This window comes from Pseudomonas sp. DrBHI1 (assembly GCF_002205115.1).
Classification (GTDB): Bacteria; Pseudomonadota; Gammaproteobacteria; order Pseudomonadales; family Pseudomonadaceae; genus Aquipseudomonas; species Aquipseudomonas mosselii.
Map to the genome: position 1 here is coordinate 1 of NZ_NIBE01000049.1, position 18,248 is coordinate 18,248.

The window sequence follows — 18,248 nt, forward strand, 5'->3', positions numbered from 1 at the left end:
TTCTTCGGGGTAACGCTGACGACTCATGGCACCTCCTATTTGGGCCTCATTATGAGGCTTGGAGGTGTCTACGAAACCAGGGGCGATTCAGGTCGCGCATGCCGGGCTGGCTCACCACCTCCTTGCGAACGACATACTCGCCGCCATGGACAACGCCCTTCGGCTCGAACTTGCCGCCGTCGCCGGTGTAGCCGCCAGTCGCGAAACCGAACTTGGGCGAATATCCCGCAGCGGACGCGCCAAGCCTGGACGAGACTTCACCCGCACTGCCAGAGGCCAGCCCGTTCGCGCCACCGCCGAACCAGCTGCCGATCGCGCTGCCCGCAATGCTGGCGAAAATGCCAGTGGCGGCCTGGCGAGTGGCGATGCGCGCCATATCAGCCAGGATCGACTTGGTGAAGTCCGAGAACGAGAGCTTGCTCGAGATGGCGAAGTTCGCCACCGCGTCCTCCATGGAGCTGAAGGCGCTGGTGAAGAACGAACGCGACTGGCCGGCAACGTCCCTGGCGCTGTCCACGTAGTCCTGGAACGCACCGCGCGCACCGGCGCTCCAGCTGGATTGGGCCTGGTCCAGCTGGGCCCAGCCTTCTTGCTGAGCCGCGATGCGCTTGCCCAGATACTCGCGCTCCAGGTCGATCTGCGCCTGCAAGTCCTGCCGCTGCTTCTCGCCCTGGGCGTTGGCCAGTTCGGTCTGCAGTTGCAGGATGCGGTTGTTGGTCTCCTGCTCAAGCTGCAGGCGTTCCTGCATCCGCGCCGCGTCCTTCTGGCCCATGCCCACTGCATCGGCCCGGGCGGCGTACTCCATCCGCTCGGTGGCCAGCTTGCGCTCCATCTGGGCGCGGTACTGCTCGGCCTGGGTCAGGCCCTGGGCGCCCTTGATCGCCGCGGCATAGTTCGTCGACGCCTGCGCCAGCGCCTTGCCGTACTCCTCCTGGCTGATCTTGCCCTTCTTGAAGGCCAGATCCAGCTGCTGCTGTTCCTTGGTCAAGGCGCGGGCGGCCTGGGATGCAGGGTCGTACTGAGCGTAGAGGCGGGAGAAGGTGTTGAGCGATTCTGATAGCCCATTGCCGGTCGCAGCTTGAGCCTTGGCTGCCTCCGCAGCTGCTTTCTTGGACGCCTTCTCCGCTGCCGCCTTTGCATCCTTTTCTTGGGCGTACTTCAGAAGTAGCTTTTCTTGCTCAGGAAGCAGCTTCCCAAGCTCGCCAACCTCAATTGCATACCGCACCTTTGCGGCTTCAGTGTTTTCGCCCTCGAGCGCAGCCTGTTTTTTCAGGTTGGCGAGAAGTTTCTCGTACTCAGCATTCACCTTCTTACCTGGATCATCCCCTTTCGGTGTCTGGAGAGATGGCTGCGCTGCAGTCTTCTGCATCTGCGCTACTACTGCCCTGACAGAGGCGGCTCGGCTCTCCAGCCCGGCAATTTCCTTGTCCAGTTCCTCGCGGCTGTAGAACTTGAACTTGAAGAAAACCGTATCACCCGAGTCGGTAGATGAAAGCTTTGACCTCGCATTCTGCAGGTCTCGAATTCCAGCGAGAGTGACACTGAGCTCATTGTTCAGCCCAGCCACTGTCTGCTTGTCGTCACGGAAGAAATCCAGGAACTCGCCTGAGTTGAACCTATCCATAGCCTCTGCCATGGATACGATCCCACGAGCCAGCCGGGCGCTGGCACCGGTAGCTTCATCAAGCTTCCCGACTGTCGTCACCAGCGAGTTGTTGAACGCGGTTAATGATTGGCTGACCGTGACCTGAAGGCTGCCACTGAGCTCGTCCACCTTGTCTTTCTGGCTCTGCAACGCCTTTACGACTGCCTCAGACGTCAGTTTCCCCTCAGCCCCCATGGTGCGCAGTTGCCCAATAGAGACGCCGAGCCCGCGCGCAATCGCCTGGGCGAGCGCCGGCGTTTGTTCCATTATGCTGTTGAGTTCATCGCCGCGAAGAGTGCCAGAGGCGAGAGCCTGACCAAACTGGACCATGGAGGCCTCAGCGGCCTGGGCGCTGGCGCCACTCAGTGCCACGGTCTTCGATACCGTCTCAGTGACGCTCTCCACGTCAGCAAAACTCAGCCCAAGCTGTCTAGCATTCTGGGCCACACGCTGATAGACCTCGGCGGTACTTTGCAGAGACTGCCTAGAGTTCTGAGCAACCCTGTAAACGGAATCCTGAGCAAACGCTAATTGCTCAGTTCCTTCGGTAACAAGCCTCAGACGGTTTGTGAGGTTGGTGTACTGCTCCGAATATTGCGCGATCTTCGAAACACTGAAGGCCGCTGCAAACGGTGCGGCCAGTCCTCCCACGGCGCCGAGCAGCTTATCGGTTTCGGCAGCCAGTCCGCCGACCTTTCTTGAGCTCGCATCAGAGCGTCGCCCAGCCCCTTCGATAGATGCGCTGGCCTTTTCCATTGCCGGCGCTACACGATTACCAGATGACTCAAGAGATTCGAGCTCTTTTCTCATAGACGCTGCGTCACGCTGCGCGCCGCGTGAGTCAATGGTTACGGCAAGGCGCGATTCTTGAGCCATGCAATATCTCCAGGCATAAAAAAACCCGCGCATGGCGGGTTTATCTTCGTTTTTAGCTCAGGTCATTCTTCGACCGGTTCTAGGTCAGACTGGCAGTGTTTGCACTTGATTGCTTCCCTTTGGACAACCTCGGCGCAGAATGGGCACTTTCGATAGAGGGAGGAGACGCCAAACTTCCTGGCGATCTCGATACTCTTCTGCTCATCCACCACCAGCGGGTTTGCCAGCCATACAGCGATAAGTCCGACGGCAGGGAAGACAAACCCCAGGATGAACCAGCCCACAGGGTTTCTGCCCTTCTGCTTTGCGAAATAGGCAGTCACGCCAGCCAACGCCAGCCAGATGATGAACAGTTCCATGAACCCTCCTTGTTTGATGAGGGCAATCTACCATTTCCCGGTTCGCATGGGTTAGCCTTGAACCCCGGAAATGACTTAGTGGGTTACCTTCGTGAATTGGATCAAGTGTTTTTTTTCACCGAAGCGAGCGGGCAATGCCACCGATCAGCCCGTGGAAATTTCGGACATTGATGACGACTTGTACCCCAAGGCGGTCCACCTTGTACTAAAAAACAAAACAGCCTCTGTATCGCTTGTCCAAAGGGAGCTGAAAATAGGCTTCGCGCGTGCAAATCGCTTCATTGAAGCCATGGAAATCGACAGGATCGTCAGTTCTATTGGCTCTGACGGGCATCGACATGTCATTTCTCTTGGCCAAGCATCTGTTACGCCTCAACAGCCTATCGCTACGCCGGTTAAGCGCCCGGATGCCGATAGCCCGTTCGATCGTGAGCACTATTTTGTGCCCTTTCCATTCATAACCACGCCGCACTCAGACCTCGTCCTTGTTGGTACAAAATGTTATCTAGGCGACAAGACATACGAGGAGCTTCTTGCTCGACGCGGAAGATGGGTTCCTTCCACAAAGGAAGGGAAAATTTCCGACGCATTCACTCACACGGACATTGGTCAGCTCGACTTGGCCATTAACGATTACATAAATTTCCTGATTCGAGTCCGATCTGTCGCTGAAAGTGATATCCCAGTCGAAAGCAAGATAGAAATGATCCGCGCTATCTCAGAGCTTACGGGGGCCGAGGGACATAGCTATTCTGAGTTTGTCCGCGCCCATGGAGGGCTCAGTCATTTCATTGGAAAGCTGATCGGCTGACGCCTGCGCGCTCACCGACAAGCGCCACCCGTCCCCACGCCCATTTGGTCTACCATTACCCTCCCCAACCACTCACATGAAGGGTGCGAAGATGCCCGATGATGAGAAGCGGAGATTTGCCGAGGCGCTGGAGCACTGGGCGGAGGCTGTGGATGCTATCCGCGCCCGGGATCGGGCCGAGGCCATTGCCCGGGTCGAAGAACTACGGAGCATGCACCTGATGCGGGCTTTCCACACCAGCGCGCTATGGGAGCACGCCGCGTGGAAGCGCCGGGTCCACGGGTGAGCCCAGATGCAAAAAGCCCAGCGCGGGGCTGGGCTCTTATCGCAATTTGGGGTTAGCAGTGTGCGACCTTGCGCTTTCTTTCGGTTGTGAATGCAGTCTGCCTGGCCTTGTCCACGCCCCAAGCCAGCGCAGTAGTCATGGTTTCGCCTGGCCGTGAATCGAAAGACTCTTCATACAAGGTTCGGCCAGATGGCCCATACACGCCGATGAACATCTGCGTGCTGCCCGTGCGCGACAACCTCACCTGGACGTCGATCGACGTTCCGTCATCCAGAGTTTCGTCATGGTCACGATGGTGCAGGCTCGGATCGGCCCAATCCCAGAACACATCTCCTCGCATCCGCATGCCGGCCTCCTACGACTTTCGTCTCAATGGTGAATGTCATCCCACCATAGCGCCGTCAGCTGATCGCACAAGAAATTGACGTCAAAATACGTCGTAAAACTGACCGCCGGGCCTGATACCTGTACGAGGATTAATGCTTGTATAGAGTTTGGGTAATGCTAGGAGCTGCTCCTGTCCACCCATCCACCCTGGACGGAAAGCCAGTACCAGCCAGGTACGGCGCCGTAGTAGCGTTGTGCCTCCCAACGAACCGCCCCAGGCCGTTGCCGGAAAGCCCATGGACTGGGGCATTGATGATTTAGGAGGTCAAAGTGAACCCTGGACAGACGGTCTTCCCTTACGTAATTGTGACCACGAAGGAAGAATACATCCCAGTTGCCGAGAAGCATGCCTATCGTGGAGTAGCGGTTGGGTGCGGAGCTATTACCTTCCTTTCCGAATCTGACTTTTCGACCATTTACGATGAGCTCAAGGCCATTGGTTCTGGGTACGCGCTGATTCTTGCCGACAACCTGAACTATTTCGGAGATGGAAACTTCGATCGAGTGTTCGGCAACATCAGGTAACCTTGAAGCTACCCCCAGTGAAGAGCAGCTTGCCGTTGATCACCTCAATCTTGCCGCCCTCACCCAGGCTATACGGGCCGCTGAGCAGGTACTCAGCGCGCCCATCTTGCACGTCCACCTCGACGGGCGAGCGGTCAGGCGGATTGCTCAGACGTCGACGCCAAGCAATTACTGACTTATAGGGATCGGCGTCGGACTTATCCCACGCAAAACTGAGCGCCGTAGGACCTGAGATCAATCGAGCGGTCAGACCTGGCTTGCCGGTGTAGTTTCGACCGTAACCATTCTGGCCCTGGCATTTGCCGTTGATCGTGATGCGGTCCATCTCCTGGTCGCCATCCATGATGGCGATCACCGCCTCGGCGCCGCACACATCACTTCCGCTCATCTTGTACAGGTCCCAGATCGTCAGCACGTAGCGCTGCTGCATATCCCTCTCCTGCGGCCTGGCCGCGTCAGTCGTTGCTGTTCTTCTCCGCCCAGTTGGTGCGGAATTCTTCGTCCAGGGCGAACACCACGGCCTCGAGCTCGTCGCGATCGATAGCGCTCGGGTGCCGGGCCAAGTACTCGCTGACCATTCCTGCGGTGATCGGCGCCGGCGCGGCCATCATGCCGACGTACTGCCGTGACCTGCTGATCGCGTTGTAGGCGTCGAGCAGTTGGTCAGTGACCGGATCAATTTCCGGGGCCGGCGGTACCGCGCCTACGCCGCTCAGGCGCTCACGTTTCCAGCGCTTTTTCTCGTTCTCTTCGCCCGCCCAGTCGCGGCCCCATCGGTAGACGGCGAGAGCTTTCCCACCGACTCCTTGATGCGCTCATCGACGCGGTTGGCGATGTCGACGCCGGTGCGCAGGGCCAGGAAGTAGACGCTGGGCATCTGCTCGATCAGGGCCTTGCCGAGCTCCGGGGTGTACTGCGCCGGCTCGCCCGGGCGCTCGGCCACGTCGACACCTTGCCAGTCTTTGATCAGGTGGTGCGCCACCAGGTCCATGTAGAGCTCGTCGTCGACCTCGATCTCAGCCTGAGGGATCTGCGCAACGCTGAACTGCTTGGTGCCGACGCCGGCCTGGGAGTCGACTGCCGCCAGGTGGCGGTTGATCAGCGCGCGGTGCGATCGGTACACGGGGTCGGCGGCTGAACCGACCAGGATCTTGGCGCCTGGGGCGAACTCCACCCAGCGCTGGCCGTGGAGGTCCAGCTCTGGCTTGCGAGCAATGGTGAATCCCATGGTCTTCCTCTGCGGTAAAAGGCCCGACACGCACCGCAGGGCGCGCCGGGAAATGGTTACGCCGTGACGGTGATCGCCGCGGTGCCTTTCTTGGTGCCATCCACGGCGCTGGTGGCGGTGATGGTCGCGCTGCCGACGGCCACACCAGTCACGACACCGGAGGCGCTGACAGTCGCCTTGCTCACATCGGAGCTGGACCAGGTGACGGCCTGGGTCGCGCCGACCGGCGCCACGGTGGCGGCCAGGTTGGTGGTCGCTGCCACTGCCACGCTGGCGGTCGATGGAGCCACGGTCACGCCGGTGGGCGCCGGCGGTGCCGGGCGTCGGGTAATGGTCGGCGACACGCGGCGGGCGGTGTAGGTCAGTTCCACCTGGATGATGTCGGTGGCGCCGCCGTCCGGCCAAGACCCGCTGATCTCCATCTCCGGGATCAGGAAGTCATAGGCGCCGTCGGCATTGCCCAGGGTGAACTCGAAGCTGATCGCGTCGCCGGTCTGCTGCTTCTTCCACAGCTCGTAGGCCGCCTTGGCCCAGCTCAGGGTGATGCTGCCCGACGGCGTGAAGGTGGTCGGGATGATGTTGCCGGCGAATGGATTGCCGTTGCCAATGCAGCGCTGGGTCTGGACGGAGTTGTCGAACTGCAGGTTGAAGGTGTCGACGCAGACGTTGTTGTCGCCCACCTGCACCCCGTTCAGCTTAAGGCCGGAGACGTCCTTGAAGCCGTAGCGCCGCTGGAAGGCCTCGGCCACCGGTGTCAGGATGAAGTTGGTGTCGTCGTCCTTGTCCTGCCAGCCGGTCGCGGCGAAGGTGGTGGTCACCTCGATCTCGCCGTCGTTCGGCACCTGGATGTTCATGGTGGCGACCTGGGCGCCGGTGGCCTTGCCGGCGATGCCGACGTCCGCGGCGTAGTAGCCCAGGCTGAAGCTGATTCGGTCGTTGCCCATGGTCAGGACGTTGTTGTCCCAGTCCTTGCCGAAGCAGGAAGCCATGAACTCGTCTAGCGCGCCGAAGCGCATCTTCGTACCGACATCGCCGGCCACGTCCACGGTGGTCTGGGCGGTGCCCTGCGACATACGGTCTTCGCCGATCTCGTTGTTCTCGGCGGTATTGTAGGTGGGCCCGACACCGAAGCTGGTACGCGTCAGCACGTTCCAGGGGCCCGGCGGGGTGGTGCCTGGCGTGACTTCACGGATCCAGGCGGTTGCAACCTTGGCACCACTCGACATGGCGTGTTTCTCCTATCAACAGGCGTAAAAAAACCGCCATGGGCGGTGGGTGGTGGCCTCAGTAGGCCCGGTATGGAATGGACAGGTTGACCTGGTACCAGCCGTGACCATCGTCGCCGATAGTGCAGGCAGAGGCCGCGTAGCACTCGAATGGCCCGGTCGGGTCGCTGTAGAACTGGAAGTGCTCGACCAACGTGTCGGCGGCCTTGGCGATGGCCAGGGTGCCCTTGTAGCTTGGCACGAACAGCTGGACTATGATGATGCCGGTGCGGCGCACGCAGGGGCCGATGCCGATCTCCGGCGCACTGGATAGACCCGGCACATCGGCCAGCCTGGCCCAGATCGGTTTGCCGGCTGGGTCGAATGGCGCGCTGTTGTTCGGGTAGTCCACTGCGCCAGCCGGGATACCGGCCCACTGCTGCATGCGCCCAATCACGATGGCGCGGATCTGTTCGAAGGTCATGAGCTGTAGGCCTGGGAAACGCCATGAAATGACACCGCATAGACCCCACCAGGCGCCTGGGTCGAGTGGCCGTCTTCAATTCTTTCAGCGTATGGAAGGTTCGTCTGGATGTAGATGACCGTGAACGGCTCAAGACCAGAGAGCTGACGATCGCCCTCGGCGACAGTCTCGGTACCGTTCTTGTCGATCTTGGTGGTCTGCGTGTAAACCGGCGCCCCGATGCTGACGATATGGCTTCCCCTGAACCTACCTCCGGTGTATCCCGGTGGCGGCGGGCTCTTCCATAGGCTCGGGTTGCCTACCGGAGACTTGGAGACAATCTCTCCCAGCATGGCCATGGCTATTGCTCTGGCGCGCTGCGTCAGTGCGCCCTCTACCACTTCTGCGAATGCGCTCGGCGGCGTGCTCCACCCTCTTCCTTTGGCCATAGTCACTTCCTCAGCTGGATCTCATAGTGCGCCTTAGCAGGGTCGACTCCAGGACTGACGATGCGATAGGTAACCGGCTCGCCCGTGACCAGGTCGTTGGCTGTGATCTCGTGGCCTACCGCCGGCTTGTCCGTTACTTCGTTGGCCAGGCAGATCAGCAGCACGTCGCCCACCAGGATGTTCAGGCCGTCGATACGCCGGCTGTCGTAGCTGTCGAACACTCCGCGTCCGGCATAGGTGACAGGCTGGGCCGTGGTGGTCTCGGTTACCGGGTCCCAGGCGCCGGGGCCCATGTAGGCACCGGTGAACGTCGATACAGCGTCTGCCAGGTCTTCGTCGAAGGCCTCGGCCAGGCCTGCCTGGATTTCATCGCGGAGCCCCATGGCTATCCCCTTTTCACAGCAAAGGCGAACGGATTACTGCGCCAGCGCGTCAGCAGGGCCAGTGCCAGCTGCACACAGGCTGGCTGGGCGACAGTGCTGGTCTTGTCGATCGAGCCGAAGGTCTTGCTGGTCGAAACCGATCCGGCCTTGACGGTCTTCGCCTCGAGCGAGCCCTCGGTCTGCTGCTGGTACAGCTTGCCCTGCGATGCGCACTTGGCCAGGCGGGCACCGGCCTCCTTCACGTCGGCAGGTATGCTGTCCATGTCGATGCCGACCAGGTTGAGCGAGGTAAGGTAGGCGTTCGCTTCGAAGACCGCCTCGTCCTTCAGCTCTGGAGCTGCCCAGTCAGGCCCGAGGGTGGCATCCACTTCGGACACGGTGATGTAGGTAGCCATCAGGCCTCCGCTTGAATGAGTGGGGCCGCAGCCCCGGTGTTACTGCTGGTTGAGCTCGGCGACCTGCTTCTGCAGCGACTCTTTCGAGGCGTTGGAACGGTAGGTTACGCCGGCCTTGTCCAGCGCAGCCTTCAGCGCCTCGACCTCAGGATCGACAGCTGCAGCCTTGAGGGCTTCGACATGCTTGAGCAGTTCGGCCTTCTCTTGCTCCAGTGCGATGACCTTCTGCGCTTCACCGTCGCGCTCACGCTGCAGACTGGCTACGCCGGCATTCACCGCTTCCAGCACTTGGAACAAGCGCGATGCGGTTTCACCCAGTTCGCCCGCCGGGCGCTCCAGGCTCTGAACGGCGAACGATTCGATGATCCCCCCGATGGAGCCGAGTTCATCAGTCAAGCAATCGACAACGTCCTGGCCCAAACCTCCGGATTCGACGACTACCGCCAGGGCCTGAAGCTCTGGGCGAATGGTTACCTCGGGAACGTCCTTGGCAGCACCTTTGCGACCCTCCGCCACATTGGCGTCGACAATGACCAGCCCATGTTCCCGGGCGAGGTCCTTGACGTTCTCCTGGTACTGGTGGAACGGCCCAGGCAGGTACCAGATGTTGTTTCTACTCATGCGCTTGTCCTCAGCAGGCCAGGCCATCGGCCCAGCCCACCATCAGAGTTACTTGGAGGCATCACCAATCAGAGCAACACCAGCGGTGTGCTTAATGCTGGTGGCGGTCTTGTCCCAGTTGGTGCCGGTGGCGATCTCGGCATCGGTCGGGGATTTTCCGCCGTTGGTTTGATCCCAGGTGTAGCCCTTGAGGCCCAGGCCGAAGTCGTAGTCCACCTGCAGAGTGGTCTCGATGCGCTCCTTGCCGTTGGTGGTCGACACGTTGCTGACCATGTTGCGGCCGTCGTGCACCAGTGCGGCGCCCTGCACCAGGGACAGGATGATTTCCTTGTTCGGGGTGCCGGTTTGCATCAGCGCCGGGGCATCGGTAACTACCGAGACCTTGCCGAGGATGTCGACAACGCGGACGTTGCCGGCCTGGAACAGCTGCTCGGAGTTGGTCAGGGCCTGGCCGATCAGCTTGTGGTAGGTGGTGCCCTGCATCACCTGGGTTACCAGGTTCTGGCTGGCGTCACCGAACTTGGCGTGGGCGTTGTTCAGACCGACCTGAGTGATGCCTGCGGTTGCCGAGACATCGTTGACGGCTGCGGCCTGGGCAGTGATCGCAGCAACCAGCGCGGCGATTGCGGTGTTCAGCTGGTCCTTCAGCAGGATCTCAGCGAACGCTCGGGATGCCACCTCGACGCCCTGGGCGGTCGGGCGCTCCAGCCAGGCCATCTGCGACGGCTCGTAGCGAACTGGGCCGAAGCCGCCGGCCACCTTCACCGAGGTGTTTTTCAGCTCGGTCAGGTCGGTGATCGGGGCGGCGCCGTTGGCCGCGTAACGATCCACGCGACGCTGGGCGGCGGCCAAGGTCTGGAAGAACGACTCTTGGAGGAAGTCGCCGGTGAAGCCGTCCGGGGACAGCACGATGGCGCCGCGGCTGGCGGCGTTGAACGCAACGAGCATCTGATCCAGCGTCTCGATGGTCGCCGGCATGATGTACTCGTTGAAAACCTGCATTTGCGACAGGGACATAGGTGTTTTTCCTTACGATTGAGGGAGGTCTGGGAACCGGCTGGCGATTGCCGCCGTGCGTTCCGCTTTGGTACCGCCGAAATTGCCTTTTGCGGCCCCGCCGCCCTTTCCAGCACCTCCGGCCCCGCCGCCAGATGCTTTGCTGCCAGCGATCAGCGGGCCAAAGGCCGGATCGTTGGTGAATTCTGCTTTCAGCTCGTCCAGCGTTGCCGCCGAGAGCTTGCCGGCTGCGTCCAGCACGACAACGGTTGGTTTACCGTCGCGCTGCTCGACGCTCAGACGGCGTTCGATGTGGGGAAGCAATGCCTTGGCGCTGCCTGGCACGGCCAGAGCAGTCGCGATCTCGGTAGCGGTGCGGCCCACGGTCAGATCCCGGATCTGCCCTAGCAGGGTGGCGCGTTCGCTTTCAAGGGTGCCGGTCAGCTCAGCTTCGCGGCGGTTGTATTTCTCGGACCAGGACTTTTCGAGCTCTTCTACGTTTCCCGACTTGCGCAGGGCTTCTTCTCGCTCCAGGCGCGCCTGCTCTTCGGCGTCCTTGCGCGCCTTATCGGCCGCCTTCTTCTCGTCGAGCAGTTCCTGCACCTTCGACTTCAGGCCGGATACGTCTTCCTGCTGCGGCAGGCCCTCGATGCCCAGGACGAACTTGCCGTCCTTCTCGACGTACAGGGCTGCTACCGATTCTTCGACACCTTCGAGACTGTCCAGTTGGAATTTCAAGGTCATTGCTGTCTCCCAGAGACGTTGAGCAGGCCCTGCCTGCGGGCATAAAAAAACCCGCCGAGGCGGGTTATAGAAAATGGGTGCTTCAGATCAGCCGCGCATGCAGCACCGTTAGATCTGCCTGCGTGTAAGGCCTATGTTCGTAAGTGGTATTAATGGTAGTCGAAAGCATTCCTGGGCCGGTTTGCGCAGACTTTCTGAGAAAATCGTGAGCTACAAACAGATCGAAGATAAGGACAAGGTCTGGGCTGGTAAGGCGCTGTGCTAAGCGCGCATTTTTCATTACGGTATCAACATTTTGCCGAGCGACTGCGACCGTGTACTTATCTCCAGGGTTCAGTATCGCCAACCAAAAATTATTGAAAATAGTTACCAGCTCTTGCGCCTGAAGGTTGCTCAGCATTTGGTAATCCTTACCGAAATTTTTCTCTCACCGCTACATTACCAGCCCTGCCCTCTCGAAAGCCATCGGCTCACGTTCGCGCAATTGCTGAAGGGTCAGGGTCTTGCCGTCATCATCGACGAACCTGTCAACGGGCAGCTTGCCCTTGCTGAACAGTTCATATCGCGTCAGCCCGAGCACATCCTTCTGAAACGCAACTGGCTGCCTGGCGAGCCATTCGCCATAAGTGGTCTTGCTGCTGACCTGCTCGGCGCCGTCCGGGCCTACCGCCGGGCGAGTCGAGCCGGGGATGTCTCTGGCAAACTCATCCTTCAGCACCGGTATCTCGGTGGTCCGGCAGTTCCAGTGGAATGGCGGCGACGGGGCGGTCATGGGCACCACAGTGCCGTCCAGAGCACGGCAGAGCGGCGTGGTCCTGCCGTCCAGGGTGGCGACCCGGCGCTTACCCTTGAGGATGTCGTCGTTATCGGCCATGACCTTCGACCTCGCCGAACTGGCGATGTGGTTGGTCATGGTCCGCACCAGCGCCCCGGCCTGGTCGCGCTGCTGGACGCCCAGCGAGGTTAGCCGGCGACTGATTTGCCCGGATGTCTCACCCAGTGCCGAGCCCACGCGAATCTCGCTGATGATCTCGGCGCTTTTCTTGGTGCCGTATTGGTCGAACGCGCCGGCGATGCTGATGCGCTGCCGGCCCTTCCCGACCTCCAGGTCAAGCGGATCGGCCAGCGCTGCAGCAGCCACCTGCTCAATGCTCGGCCTGTTCAGCTGGACGACCGTCTTCACGACCTTGCCCAGCAGGGTCATGTTGAACTCGGCCTCGTAGCCGCCGAATTCGGTCAGGTCGAGCACGGCCTGTTGCTTCATCTCGCCGTATACGCCCGCCAGCTCACCCTGCAGCTCTTGGATCTGCTTCTCGTACCGCTGGGTACCGTACCGGCTCAGTCCTTCTGATACGCGAGATTTGGCGGTGCTGATGGCCTTGGTGATGAACTTGGCCAGGCGCTTGAGGCTGCCCCCGGCGTAGCGCTGCACGTGCACCTGGTGGCGAGTCGCTGCGTCGGACAGGTAGCCGTCACTGCTCATCGCCGCCATCTCCGGTATCGTTGCCGGTCACCGGCGGCTGCTGGGCCAGCTCATCGTCGATCAGTTCGTCGGTGCGGTCGGCCTCGAGCACGCCGCCCTGGCGCAGGTTGGTGCGCAGGTCGGACTTCGCGATGATTCCCTGCTGCCAGAGCTGGACCTGGGCCAGGATGTCCTGGGCGGTCATCGGCTCGTCGAAGAACGACTGATTGAGCCAGAAGACCGTCCCGTCCTCGTCCGGCTCACCCATCATGAAGCGCTCGGCATCGAGGATGGCCCGCCTCAGGGCCTCTGACACGTTGCCGGCGATGGTTCCCAACACACTGTTGTCCGAGCTGTAGCGGATGCGCACGGCCTCGGCCGTCTCGGCTCCGCCCGCCTTCTGCACGATTCGAGCGCCGATCATCAGCATCTGCTCTTCCTTATCCTTGAGCAGCGTTCGGGCCAACTGGCTCTCGGTTGCCTGGACAAGCTTTGCATCGCCGGACTTGCCGAGGTTGTATCCGCGGGTCGAACCGATGTGCATGCCGTTCGGGTTCACCTTGGCGAACTCGTCGGCGCTGATATCGGTGGTGATGAACAGCGTCGGCTGGCTGCTGATAAACCCGCTCTCCTCCACCGTGGCGCTGTTGCCATAGTGCAGGATGTTCACGTCAGCCAGGTCTTCCAGCGGCGACTTGTCGATGCTGGCGTCGTTGTCCTCGGCCCCGTAGAAGCTGAACAGGATGTGGTCGAAGGGCTGGCCGTTCTTGTCGAGTGGCTGCGTTTCGGTATAGGTCTTGCCGTCCTTCCCGTAGAGGCGTTGGACGTACTTGCCGTCGATCAGCAGCAGAACCCGGTACTGGGTGTCCTTGGTGCGGTCGAGATTTTCCGGGCTGAACTGAGACACGCACTCGAGCAGGCAGACGTAGACCAGGCGCAGCACGCCATCGATGACCTGCTCCTCCCAGTCGATGATCGAGGTCGCGCCGTAGTGGTGGATCAGTGCACGCCGGCCCTGCATGTCGGCCATGGAGGACACGCCATCTACCGCCGGGAAGTCCACCAGGAAGCCGCCACGGCCCGTGTCCAAGCACTCGCCCACGGATCGCTTGGAAAGCTGCTCCAGGCTTGTGCCGTCGCCGCTGGCGTTCTCCTTCAGGTACTCCACGCCGGCGGGTAGTTTCAGCTCGGCGGTCTTGCGGAACACCGCGCCAAGAAGGCCGGTGCGCGTGCGCCCGGTGACGTTCAGGAACATCGCCCGCTTCTTGTACTGCTTGTACCGCGCCTGGTTCTCCGGGGACTTGTTCTCAGGATCCGGCATCGGCAGGTATTCGTCGTGCTTGCGCACCTCACGAGCGCCGGCCACGCAGCGCTTGACCAGCTGCCAGCCGGGCATGGCCTCCGAGTACTCTGCCCGGGGAATGAAGTTCGGCATGGGTGGCCTCAGAAAGTGAACGTGATGGGTACGTGCTTGACCACGGAGCGCTTGGTCTTGGCCACAGCGAAGTAGCGGAAGGCATCGGATGGGTGGGATGACCAGTCATGGAGCGGCTTGTCTTTCCAGCAGCCGCGTTTGTCGTCCCATTCCTTGCGGTAGCTCTCCAGGGCGGTGATGCCTTCCTCGCACTTGGCTTCATCGAAGGCGCATCGGGGCAGAATCTCCCGCGCTTGCTCGATGCCCTCGTCGATGCTTAGCTTCGGTACCACCTGGAAGGTGAGCGAATAGCGCTGGCCGTCGATCTCGTAGCCCTCACGAGCGATTTCTCGCCGGGTCTTGCCGTCGCTACCAAATTCCCGGTTGTCGATGTCGTGAGGGCCCCAGTGCTCGCCGTAGGCATATCCGCGGTCCTTGAGCACCTTCATGTAGTGCCGCAGGCCTTCACCGCTGTTCTGGTAGAAGTCGACAACGTGGTACTCCTCGCCGACGATCCGGACGAACCAGATGGCCGTGGAGTCGCCCACGCCAATGTCCCAGAACGTGTGCACCGGCAGGTGGCTGTTGTCGGGCAGCTTCCCGATGCGCTGGGCGGCATAAAGCTTGGTGAACTGCTTGGCGTAGTAGGCGCCCTCGATCGTCTGCTGGAATGCCTCGGCAGGGATCGACGGGTACTCCCGCTTCATGTCGTCGCCAAGGGTCTTTTCCTTGGCGGCGTACCAGGCGCGCTGGCCTGGGTTGGTGACGATCCCGTGCTTTGCCGCCAGGTCGTCGAAGTACTTCGCCAGCCGGTCCGGGATGACCACATCGGCCGGGTCCAGCCAGTAGAGCGGGTTCCGCCACCAGCTGAAGAAGAAGAACTTCCAGTCCAGCAGGCCCAAGGGCACGCCGGCCAGCTGCTGCTTCTCGGCAGACTGGCTGTAGTCGAAGAAGTACCCGGCCCGGCCTTCTGCCGTCGACTCGATAGTGACGAAGCATTCAGCGGCCACGGCCTCGAACGCACCGGTGACGATCTCACGCGCCTTGTGAGGGAACTTGGCGCAGATCTTCCCGAACTCGGAAACGTGCAGGTAGCGCAACGTGCCGCCCCGGAAGGAGGTGGACACGTACAGCGACCCGCCCTTGCTGAACACCAGCTCGCCCGCGGCGTCGTTGCGCGCCGGGTTAGCCGCCTTGATCTCCCTGGGCAGATGATCGTAGGCGTACTTCACCTTCTCCCGGAACAGCCGCTTGGCGTCATTCAGGGTGTGGGCGATCAGGGCGCACTTGGCGGCCTCGAACAGCGCGGCATCCAGCTGAACGATACACACTAGCGTGGTGAAACCCAGCTGCCTGGCCTTGAGGATGATGTTGCGGGTGTGCATCCCCTGGAAGTAATCGACCTGCTCCTGCGTCATGCGGAAGCGGACCTTCTTGCCCTGCTTGTCCGTGATGAAATACAGGTTGTTCAGCCGCCAAAACCGATCCCGGAGCAGTTTCATGTGCTCGGGCTTCATGGTCAGGCATCCTTCGAGAGTTCATCCATCAGCTGCGAGAGTTCGTCGGCGTCTTTCGACTGCTCCTTGTCGTCCAGGCCGAATGCGGTGCGCTCGAGCACCTGCAGGTTCTTCATGGCCGAGGACAGCTGGAAAAGGGTCTTGGCGTTGCTGGGCAGAGCCACAGCCGACAGCATCGCAGCACGGCGCATGCCGTTGCTGTCTTCAGCTGTCTCCTCCTCGATAGCTTCCTCGATCTCTTCGCGTCGCTGGATGGTCGTCAGCAGATCATCCATCAGCAGGTTCGCAAGGTTCGTGGCCTTGCGAATGTCGCGGCGGTGGCTGCGAACAACCGTGGCGCCCTCTTCTGCCGCCTCTTCGATGATCTCTGCGTCCCGCTCGGGGTTCGCGTATTGGTCTTCGCGAACTTCGCCGCGAACCAGCTTGTTGCGAACCTCTTTGCGGACCTGCTCGGAAAGGTCCCGCTCCCAGCCCAAGGCCTTGGCCTTCTTTCGGATCGCTGTGTCGCTTACACCGTTGCGGTCAGCGATGGTACGGATGGAAAGCGCCCCGGCCCGGAAGGCTCGTTCGATCGCCTCCCAGTCGGGTTGCTTTGATGTCATTGGAATTCATACGCCTTGAAATGATGGCTGTTTGCCGGTAATGGTAGAGATTCAAACTCAAGCAAGGAACGCAACATGGCTTTAACTGAAGATGCAAAAGTCGCTGTCCAGACTGTGAAAGGCAATCCCGGCTTGTCCAGATCGAGTGCAGTTGCAGCGGCTATTGGACTGATCGCACTCCAAATTGAAGCAGGCAAGGTTGATGATTTGGGGAAAGCACTTGATGAGCTTTCCAGCCTGGCGACCAAGATTCAGAGCGCAGCAACGTAATCGACTAGTGCCGCACTCACCTGCGGCACACCTACCCTTCCACGCGAAACGTAACGACCTTGCCGCCTGTGTAGATGTCCCGCTTCATGGCGGCGCGCACCGCCTCTTCTGCGCTCGCCCCCATGTCCATTGCAGCCAGGGCATACGCCGATCCCTTGCCGATGGCGTCGGGATTGGCCGGGTCGAGATCCTGCCGCCAGATGCCAGTCTTGTCGTCGTGACCGACCATGAGCAGCCGACCGCCATCCACCGCATAACCGGAGCATTCGACAGGTACCGGCGATGGTGTGCCGAAGTAGGCCGCAATCAGGGCCTTCTCGTCGCACACGGCGCCGGACAGGAAGAAGCTGACGCCATCCACGACGGTGAGTTTTTTGCAGTCATCGGAAACGATACAGCCATCGCGGGTCTGGCGGGAGTCGTAGGCGATCACGCCGTCCTTGTAGGCGATGGTGGTCATGTATGCTTGCCCTTTTCAGGAGGTGGTTTCATGCGGCGTTCGCTGTTGAAGAAGACAACTGCAATCCACATCGAGATTGAAGGCGATACTTGGTATGGGCTGGAATCAACCAATGCTGAGGTCAGCAACAAGGGCGCTGAAGTAACCTTGCACCTCGACCTCGGTAGGAACTTCAGGGTCAGGAACAAGCAGTCTCATCAGTACACCGACGCGATCGAGCTGGCAGAACGTATATCCATGGTCACCCACATTCAGATGGATGCGCACGGCCCCGTCATGGATGGATTGGTTCGAGAGATGATCAAAGTCCGTGACGCAGGTAACACCCCGCAAGTGACCGCCCGCATATCACTGGGCCAATTCGGCGAACATTCGTTTGGCGTAACACCTGACAACGATGTGACGAACCTTGATCTATCTGTGATTAAAGGCACTTACACCGCGACTACGGCGCAACCCGATTGAGGGCCTCGTCCGCCTTATCAGCTGCTTGGTTGGCGGTCGTTGCGGCCTTTGACGCTTTGGCCGCGGCGTTCTCCGCCTTCCGTGTCAGCTCATCCAAGCGCTGGTCACGCTCAGCCATGGCGGCATCGTAAGCTTCGCGGATCTGCTTCATCTGGTTGGCCTGGGTGCTCGTCATGGCCCAATAGGCCGCCTGCCAGCCCAGCACCGCGCCGCCGGCGATCAACACCAGGGCGATGACCCAGATCTCAGCCCGGCGCCACCAGCGGCGAGCTATGAATTCCAGTGCGCATTTGTCCATCAGGCTGTACCTCCAAGCTGGGAGCGAAGCCGGGAGATCTCGGCGCTCTGGGTGGTCACCTTCTCGGTGAGCTGGCCCACCTGGCTGGTGAGGGCTTCGATTTTCCCCTCCATCCGCCCTACTGCTGCTGCGAGCTCGTTGCGCTCCTTGGCGAACTGGTCGGCACGAGCCTCGGCCAGCTTGCGGGCCTCGCGCTCGGAGTCGAGCAGCTCATTCAGCCGGCGGACAGTGCCGATGTCAGCGTTGTCCATGGCGCGGTCGGTGGCATCCTTCGACAGGAACTTGCGCAGCCAAAGGAAGCCGCCCAGCAATACCGTGCCCGTTCCGCCCAGCCAGGTGGCTGTGCCTGGGCCGAGGTCGGTCGGGTCCATTCGTTCTACCTGTGAA

The 18,248-nt window shown here is 60.9% G+C and carries 27 protein-coding genes; 5 read left to right on the plus strand and 22 right to left on the minus strand.

Annotation, left to right across the window (positions count from 1 at the left end; genetic code table 11):
- Nucleotides 1–49 precede the first annotated feature (49 nt).
- Both CC207_RS08220 and CC207_RS08225 read right to left on the minus strand, forming a co-directional pair.
- Entirely contained in the window at nt 50–2,521 is a 2,472-nt protein-coding gene (locus CC207_RS08220; protein ID WP_088851882.1) for a phage tail tape measure protein, read from the minus strand.
- 62 nt (nt 2,522–2,583) lie between these two features.
- Nucleotides 2,584–2,880: a hypothetical protein gene (locus tag CC207_RS08225; protein ID WP_088851883.1), complete on the minus strand. Its 297-nt coding sequence runs from the start codon at nt 2,878–2,880 to the stop codon at nt 2,584–2,586.
- 91 nt (nt 2,881–2,971) lie between these two features.
- On the opposite strand from CC207_RS08225, the gene CC207_RS08230 reads away from it, so the two are divergent.
- Together CC207_RS08230 and CC207_RS08235 are read left to right on the plus strand one after the other, a co-directional pair.
- Nucleotides 2,972–3,691, plus strand: coding sequence for a DNA translocase FtsK (locus CC207_RS08230; protein ID WP_088851884.1), 720 nt, complete (start codon nt 2,972–2,974; stop codon nt 3,689–3,691).
- Between the two features lie 91 nt (nt 3,692–3,782).
- Nucleotides 3,783–3,977, plus strand: coding sequence for a hypothetical protein (locus CC207_RS08235; protein WP_088851885.1), 195 nt, complete (start codon nt 3,783–3,785; stop codon nt 3,975–3,977).
- 52 nt (nt 3,978–4,029) lie between these two features.
- Here CC207_RS08235 and CC207_RS27440 read toward each other — a convergent pair whose 3' ends face one another.
- Nucleotides 4,030–4,323: a hypothetical protein gene (locus tag CC207_RS27440; protein WP_088851886.1), complete on the minus strand. Its 294-nt coding sequence runs from the start codon at nt 4,321–4,323 to the stop codon at nt 4,030–4,032.
- Nucleotides 4,324–4,634: 311 nt separating this feature from the next.
- Here CC207_RS27440 and CC207_RS08245 point away from each other — a divergent pair, with 311 nt between their 5' ends.
- Nucleotides 4,635–4,889, plus strand: a complete 255-nt coding sequence (locus CC207_RS08245; RefSeq protein WP_088851887.1) for a hypothetical protein — start codon at nt 4,635–4,637, stop codon at nt 4,887–4,889.
- On the opposite strand, the gene CC207_RS27120 is transcribed toward CC207_RS08245, so the two are convergent.
- The 16 genes from CC207_RS27120 to CC207_RS08325 form a co-directional block, all read right to left on the minus strand.
- Entirely contained in the window at nt 4,882–5,319 is a 438-nt protein-coding gene (locus CC207_RS27120) for a hypothetical protein (RefSeq protein ID WP_178080955.1), read from the minus strand. The two genes, CC207_RS08245 and CC207_RS27120, sit on opposite strands and share 8 nt — an antisense overlap.
- Before the next feature lie 25 nt (nt 5,320–5,344).
- The gene (locus CC207_RS27215; RefSeq protein WP_218192827.1) at nt 5,345–5,500 is read right to left on the minus strand and encodes a hypothetical protein; all 156 of its coding nucleotides are present in this window, start codon (nt 5,498–5,500) and stop codon (nt 5,345–5,347) included.
- A gap of 101 nt (nt 5,501–5,601) precedes the next feature.
- Nucleotides 5,602–6,117, minus strand: coding sequence for a hypothetical protein (locus CC207_RS08260; protein ID WP_256582040.1), 516 nt, complete (start codon nt 6,115–6,117; stop codon nt 5,602–5,604).
- Nucleotides 6,118–6,173: 56 nt separating this feature from the next.
- Nucleotides 6,174–7,343, minus strand: coding sequence for a phage tail tube protein (locus CC207_RS08265; RefSeq protein WP_088851889.1), 1,170 nt, complete (start codon nt 7,341–7,343; stop codon nt 6,174–6,176).
- Nucleotides 7,344–7,401: 58 nt separating this feature from the next.
- Entirely contained in the window at nt 7,402–7,806 is a 405-nt protein-coding gene (locus CC207_RS08270) for a phage tail terminator-like protein (protein WP_088851890.1), read from the minus strand.
- Nucleotides 7,803–8,234, minus strand: a complete 432-nt coding sequence (locus CC207_RS08275; protein ID WP_088851891.1) for a hypothetical protein — start codon at nt 8,232–8,234, stop codon at nt 7,803–7,805. Before CC207_RS08275 ends, CC207_RS08270 begins: the two co-directional genes overlap by 4 nt.
- Before the next feature lie 2 nt (nt 8,235–8,236).
- Nucleotides 8,237–8,617: a glutamate 5-kinase gene (locus CC207_RS08280; protein WP_088851892.1), complete on the minus strand. Its 381-nt coding sequence runs from the start codon at nt 8,615–8,617 to the stop codon at nt 8,237–8,239.
- Nucleotides 8,618–8,619: 2 nt separating this feature from the next.
- Complete coding sequence (locus CC207_RS08285) at nt 8,620–9,012, minus strand: protein singed (protein ID WP_088851893.1); 393 nt, start codon at nt 9,010–9,012, stop codon at nt 8,620–8,622.
- A 39-nt stretch (nt 9,013–9,051) separates the two neighbouring features.
- On the minus strand, nt 9,052–9,633 hold the full coding sequence (locus tag CC207_RS08290; protein WP_088851954.1) for a hypothetical protein: 582 nt from the start codon (nt 9,631–9,633) through the stop codon (nt 9,052–9,054).
- 48 nt (nt 9,634–9,681) lie between these two features.
- Entirely contained in the window at nt 9,682–10,650 is a 969-nt protein-coding gene (locus CC207_RS08295; protein WP_088851894.1) for a major capsid protein, read from the minus strand.
- 12 nt (nt 10,651–10,662) lie between these two features.
- The gene (locus CC207_RS08300; protein ID WP_088851895.1) at nt 10,663–11,373 is read right to left on the minus strand and encodes a hypothetical protein; all 711 of its coding nucleotides are present in this window, start codon (nt 11,371–11,373) and stop codon (nt 10,663–10,665) included.
- A gap of 82 nt (nt 11,374–11,455) precedes the next feature.
- Entirely contained in the window at nt 11,456–11,773 is a 318-nt protein-coding gene (locus CC207_RS08305) for a hypothetical protein (protein ID WP_088851896.1), read from the minus strand.
- A gap of 33 nt (nt 11,774–11,806) precedes the next feature.
- Nucleotides 11,807–12,856, minus strand: coding sequence for a minor capsid protein (locus CC207_RS08310; protein WP_088851955.1), 1,050 nt, complete (start codon nt 12,854–12,856; stop codon nt 11,807–11,809).
- On the minus strand, nt 12,846–14,270 hold the full coding sequence (locus CC207_RS08315; protein WP_088851897.1) for a DUF4055 domain-containing protein: 1,425 nt from the start codon (nt 14,268–14,270) through the stop codon (nt 12,846–12,848). Before CC207_RS08315 ends, CC207_RS08310 begins: the two co-directional genes overlap by 11 nt.
- Before the next feature lie 8 nt (nt 14,271–14,278).
- Complete coding sequence (locus tag CC207_RS08320; protein ID WP_088851898.1) at nt 14,279–15,766, minus strand: terminase; 1,488 nt, start codon at nt 15,764–15,766, stop codon at nt 14,279–14,281.
- A 2-nt stretch (nt 15,767–15,768) separates the two neighbouring features.
- The gene (locus CC207_RS08325; RefSeq protein WP_088851899.1) at nt 15,769–16,368 is read right to left on the minus strand and encodes a hypothetical protein; all 600 of its coding nucleotides are present in this window, start codon (nt 16,366–16,368) and stop codon (nt 15,769–15,771) included.
- A 75-nt stretch (nt 16,369–16,443) separates the two neighbouring features.
- Between CC207_RS08325 and CC207_RS08330 the strand changes: the two genes are divergently transcribed.
- Nucleotides 16,444–16,638 (plus strand): hypothetical protein, encoded by a 195-nt coding sequence (locus CC207_RS08330; protein ID WP_088851900.1) that lies wholly within the window; start codon nt 16,444–16,446, stop codon nt 16,636–16,638.
- A 31-nt stretch (nt 16,639–16,669) separates the two neighbouring features.
- Here the strand turns inward: CC207_RS08330 and CC207_RS08335 are convergent, their stop codons facing one another.
- Nucleotides 16,670–17,098 carry a proteasome subunit beta gene (locus CC207_RS08335; protein ID WP_088851901.1) on the minus strand — a complete coding sequence of 143 codons (429 nt, stop codon included), beginning with the start codon at nt 17,096–17,098 and terminating at the stop codon, nt 16,670–16,672.
- 30 nt (nt 17,099–17,128) lie between these two features.
- On the opposite strand from CC207_RS08335, the gene CC207_RS08340 reads away from it, so the two are divergent.
- Nucleotides 17,129–17,563, plus strand: a complete 435-nt coding sequence (locus tag CC207_RS08340) for a hypothetical protein (protein ID WP_088851902.1) — start codon at nt 17,129–17,131, stop codon at nt 17,561–17,563.
- Here CC207_RS08340 and CC207_RS08345 read toward each other — a convergent pair.
- Complete coding sequence (locus tag CC207_RS08345; protein WP_088851903.1) at nt 17,544–17,861, minus strand: hypothetical protein; 318 nt, start codon at nt 17,859–17,861, stop codon at nt 17,544–17,546. The two genes, CC207_RS08340 and CC207_RS08345, sit on opposite strands and share 20 nt — an antisense overlap.
- Nucleotides 17,861–18,232 carry a hypothetical protein gene (locus tag CC207_RS08350; protein ID WP_009397122.1) on the minus strand — a complete coding sequence of 124 codons (372 nt, stop codon included), beginning with the start codon at nt 18,230–18,232 and terminating at the stop codon, nt 17,861–17,863. Before CC207_RS08350 ends, CC207_RS08345 begins: the two co-directional genes overlap by 1 nt.
- Nucleotides 18,233–18,248 lie beyond the last annotated feature (16 nt).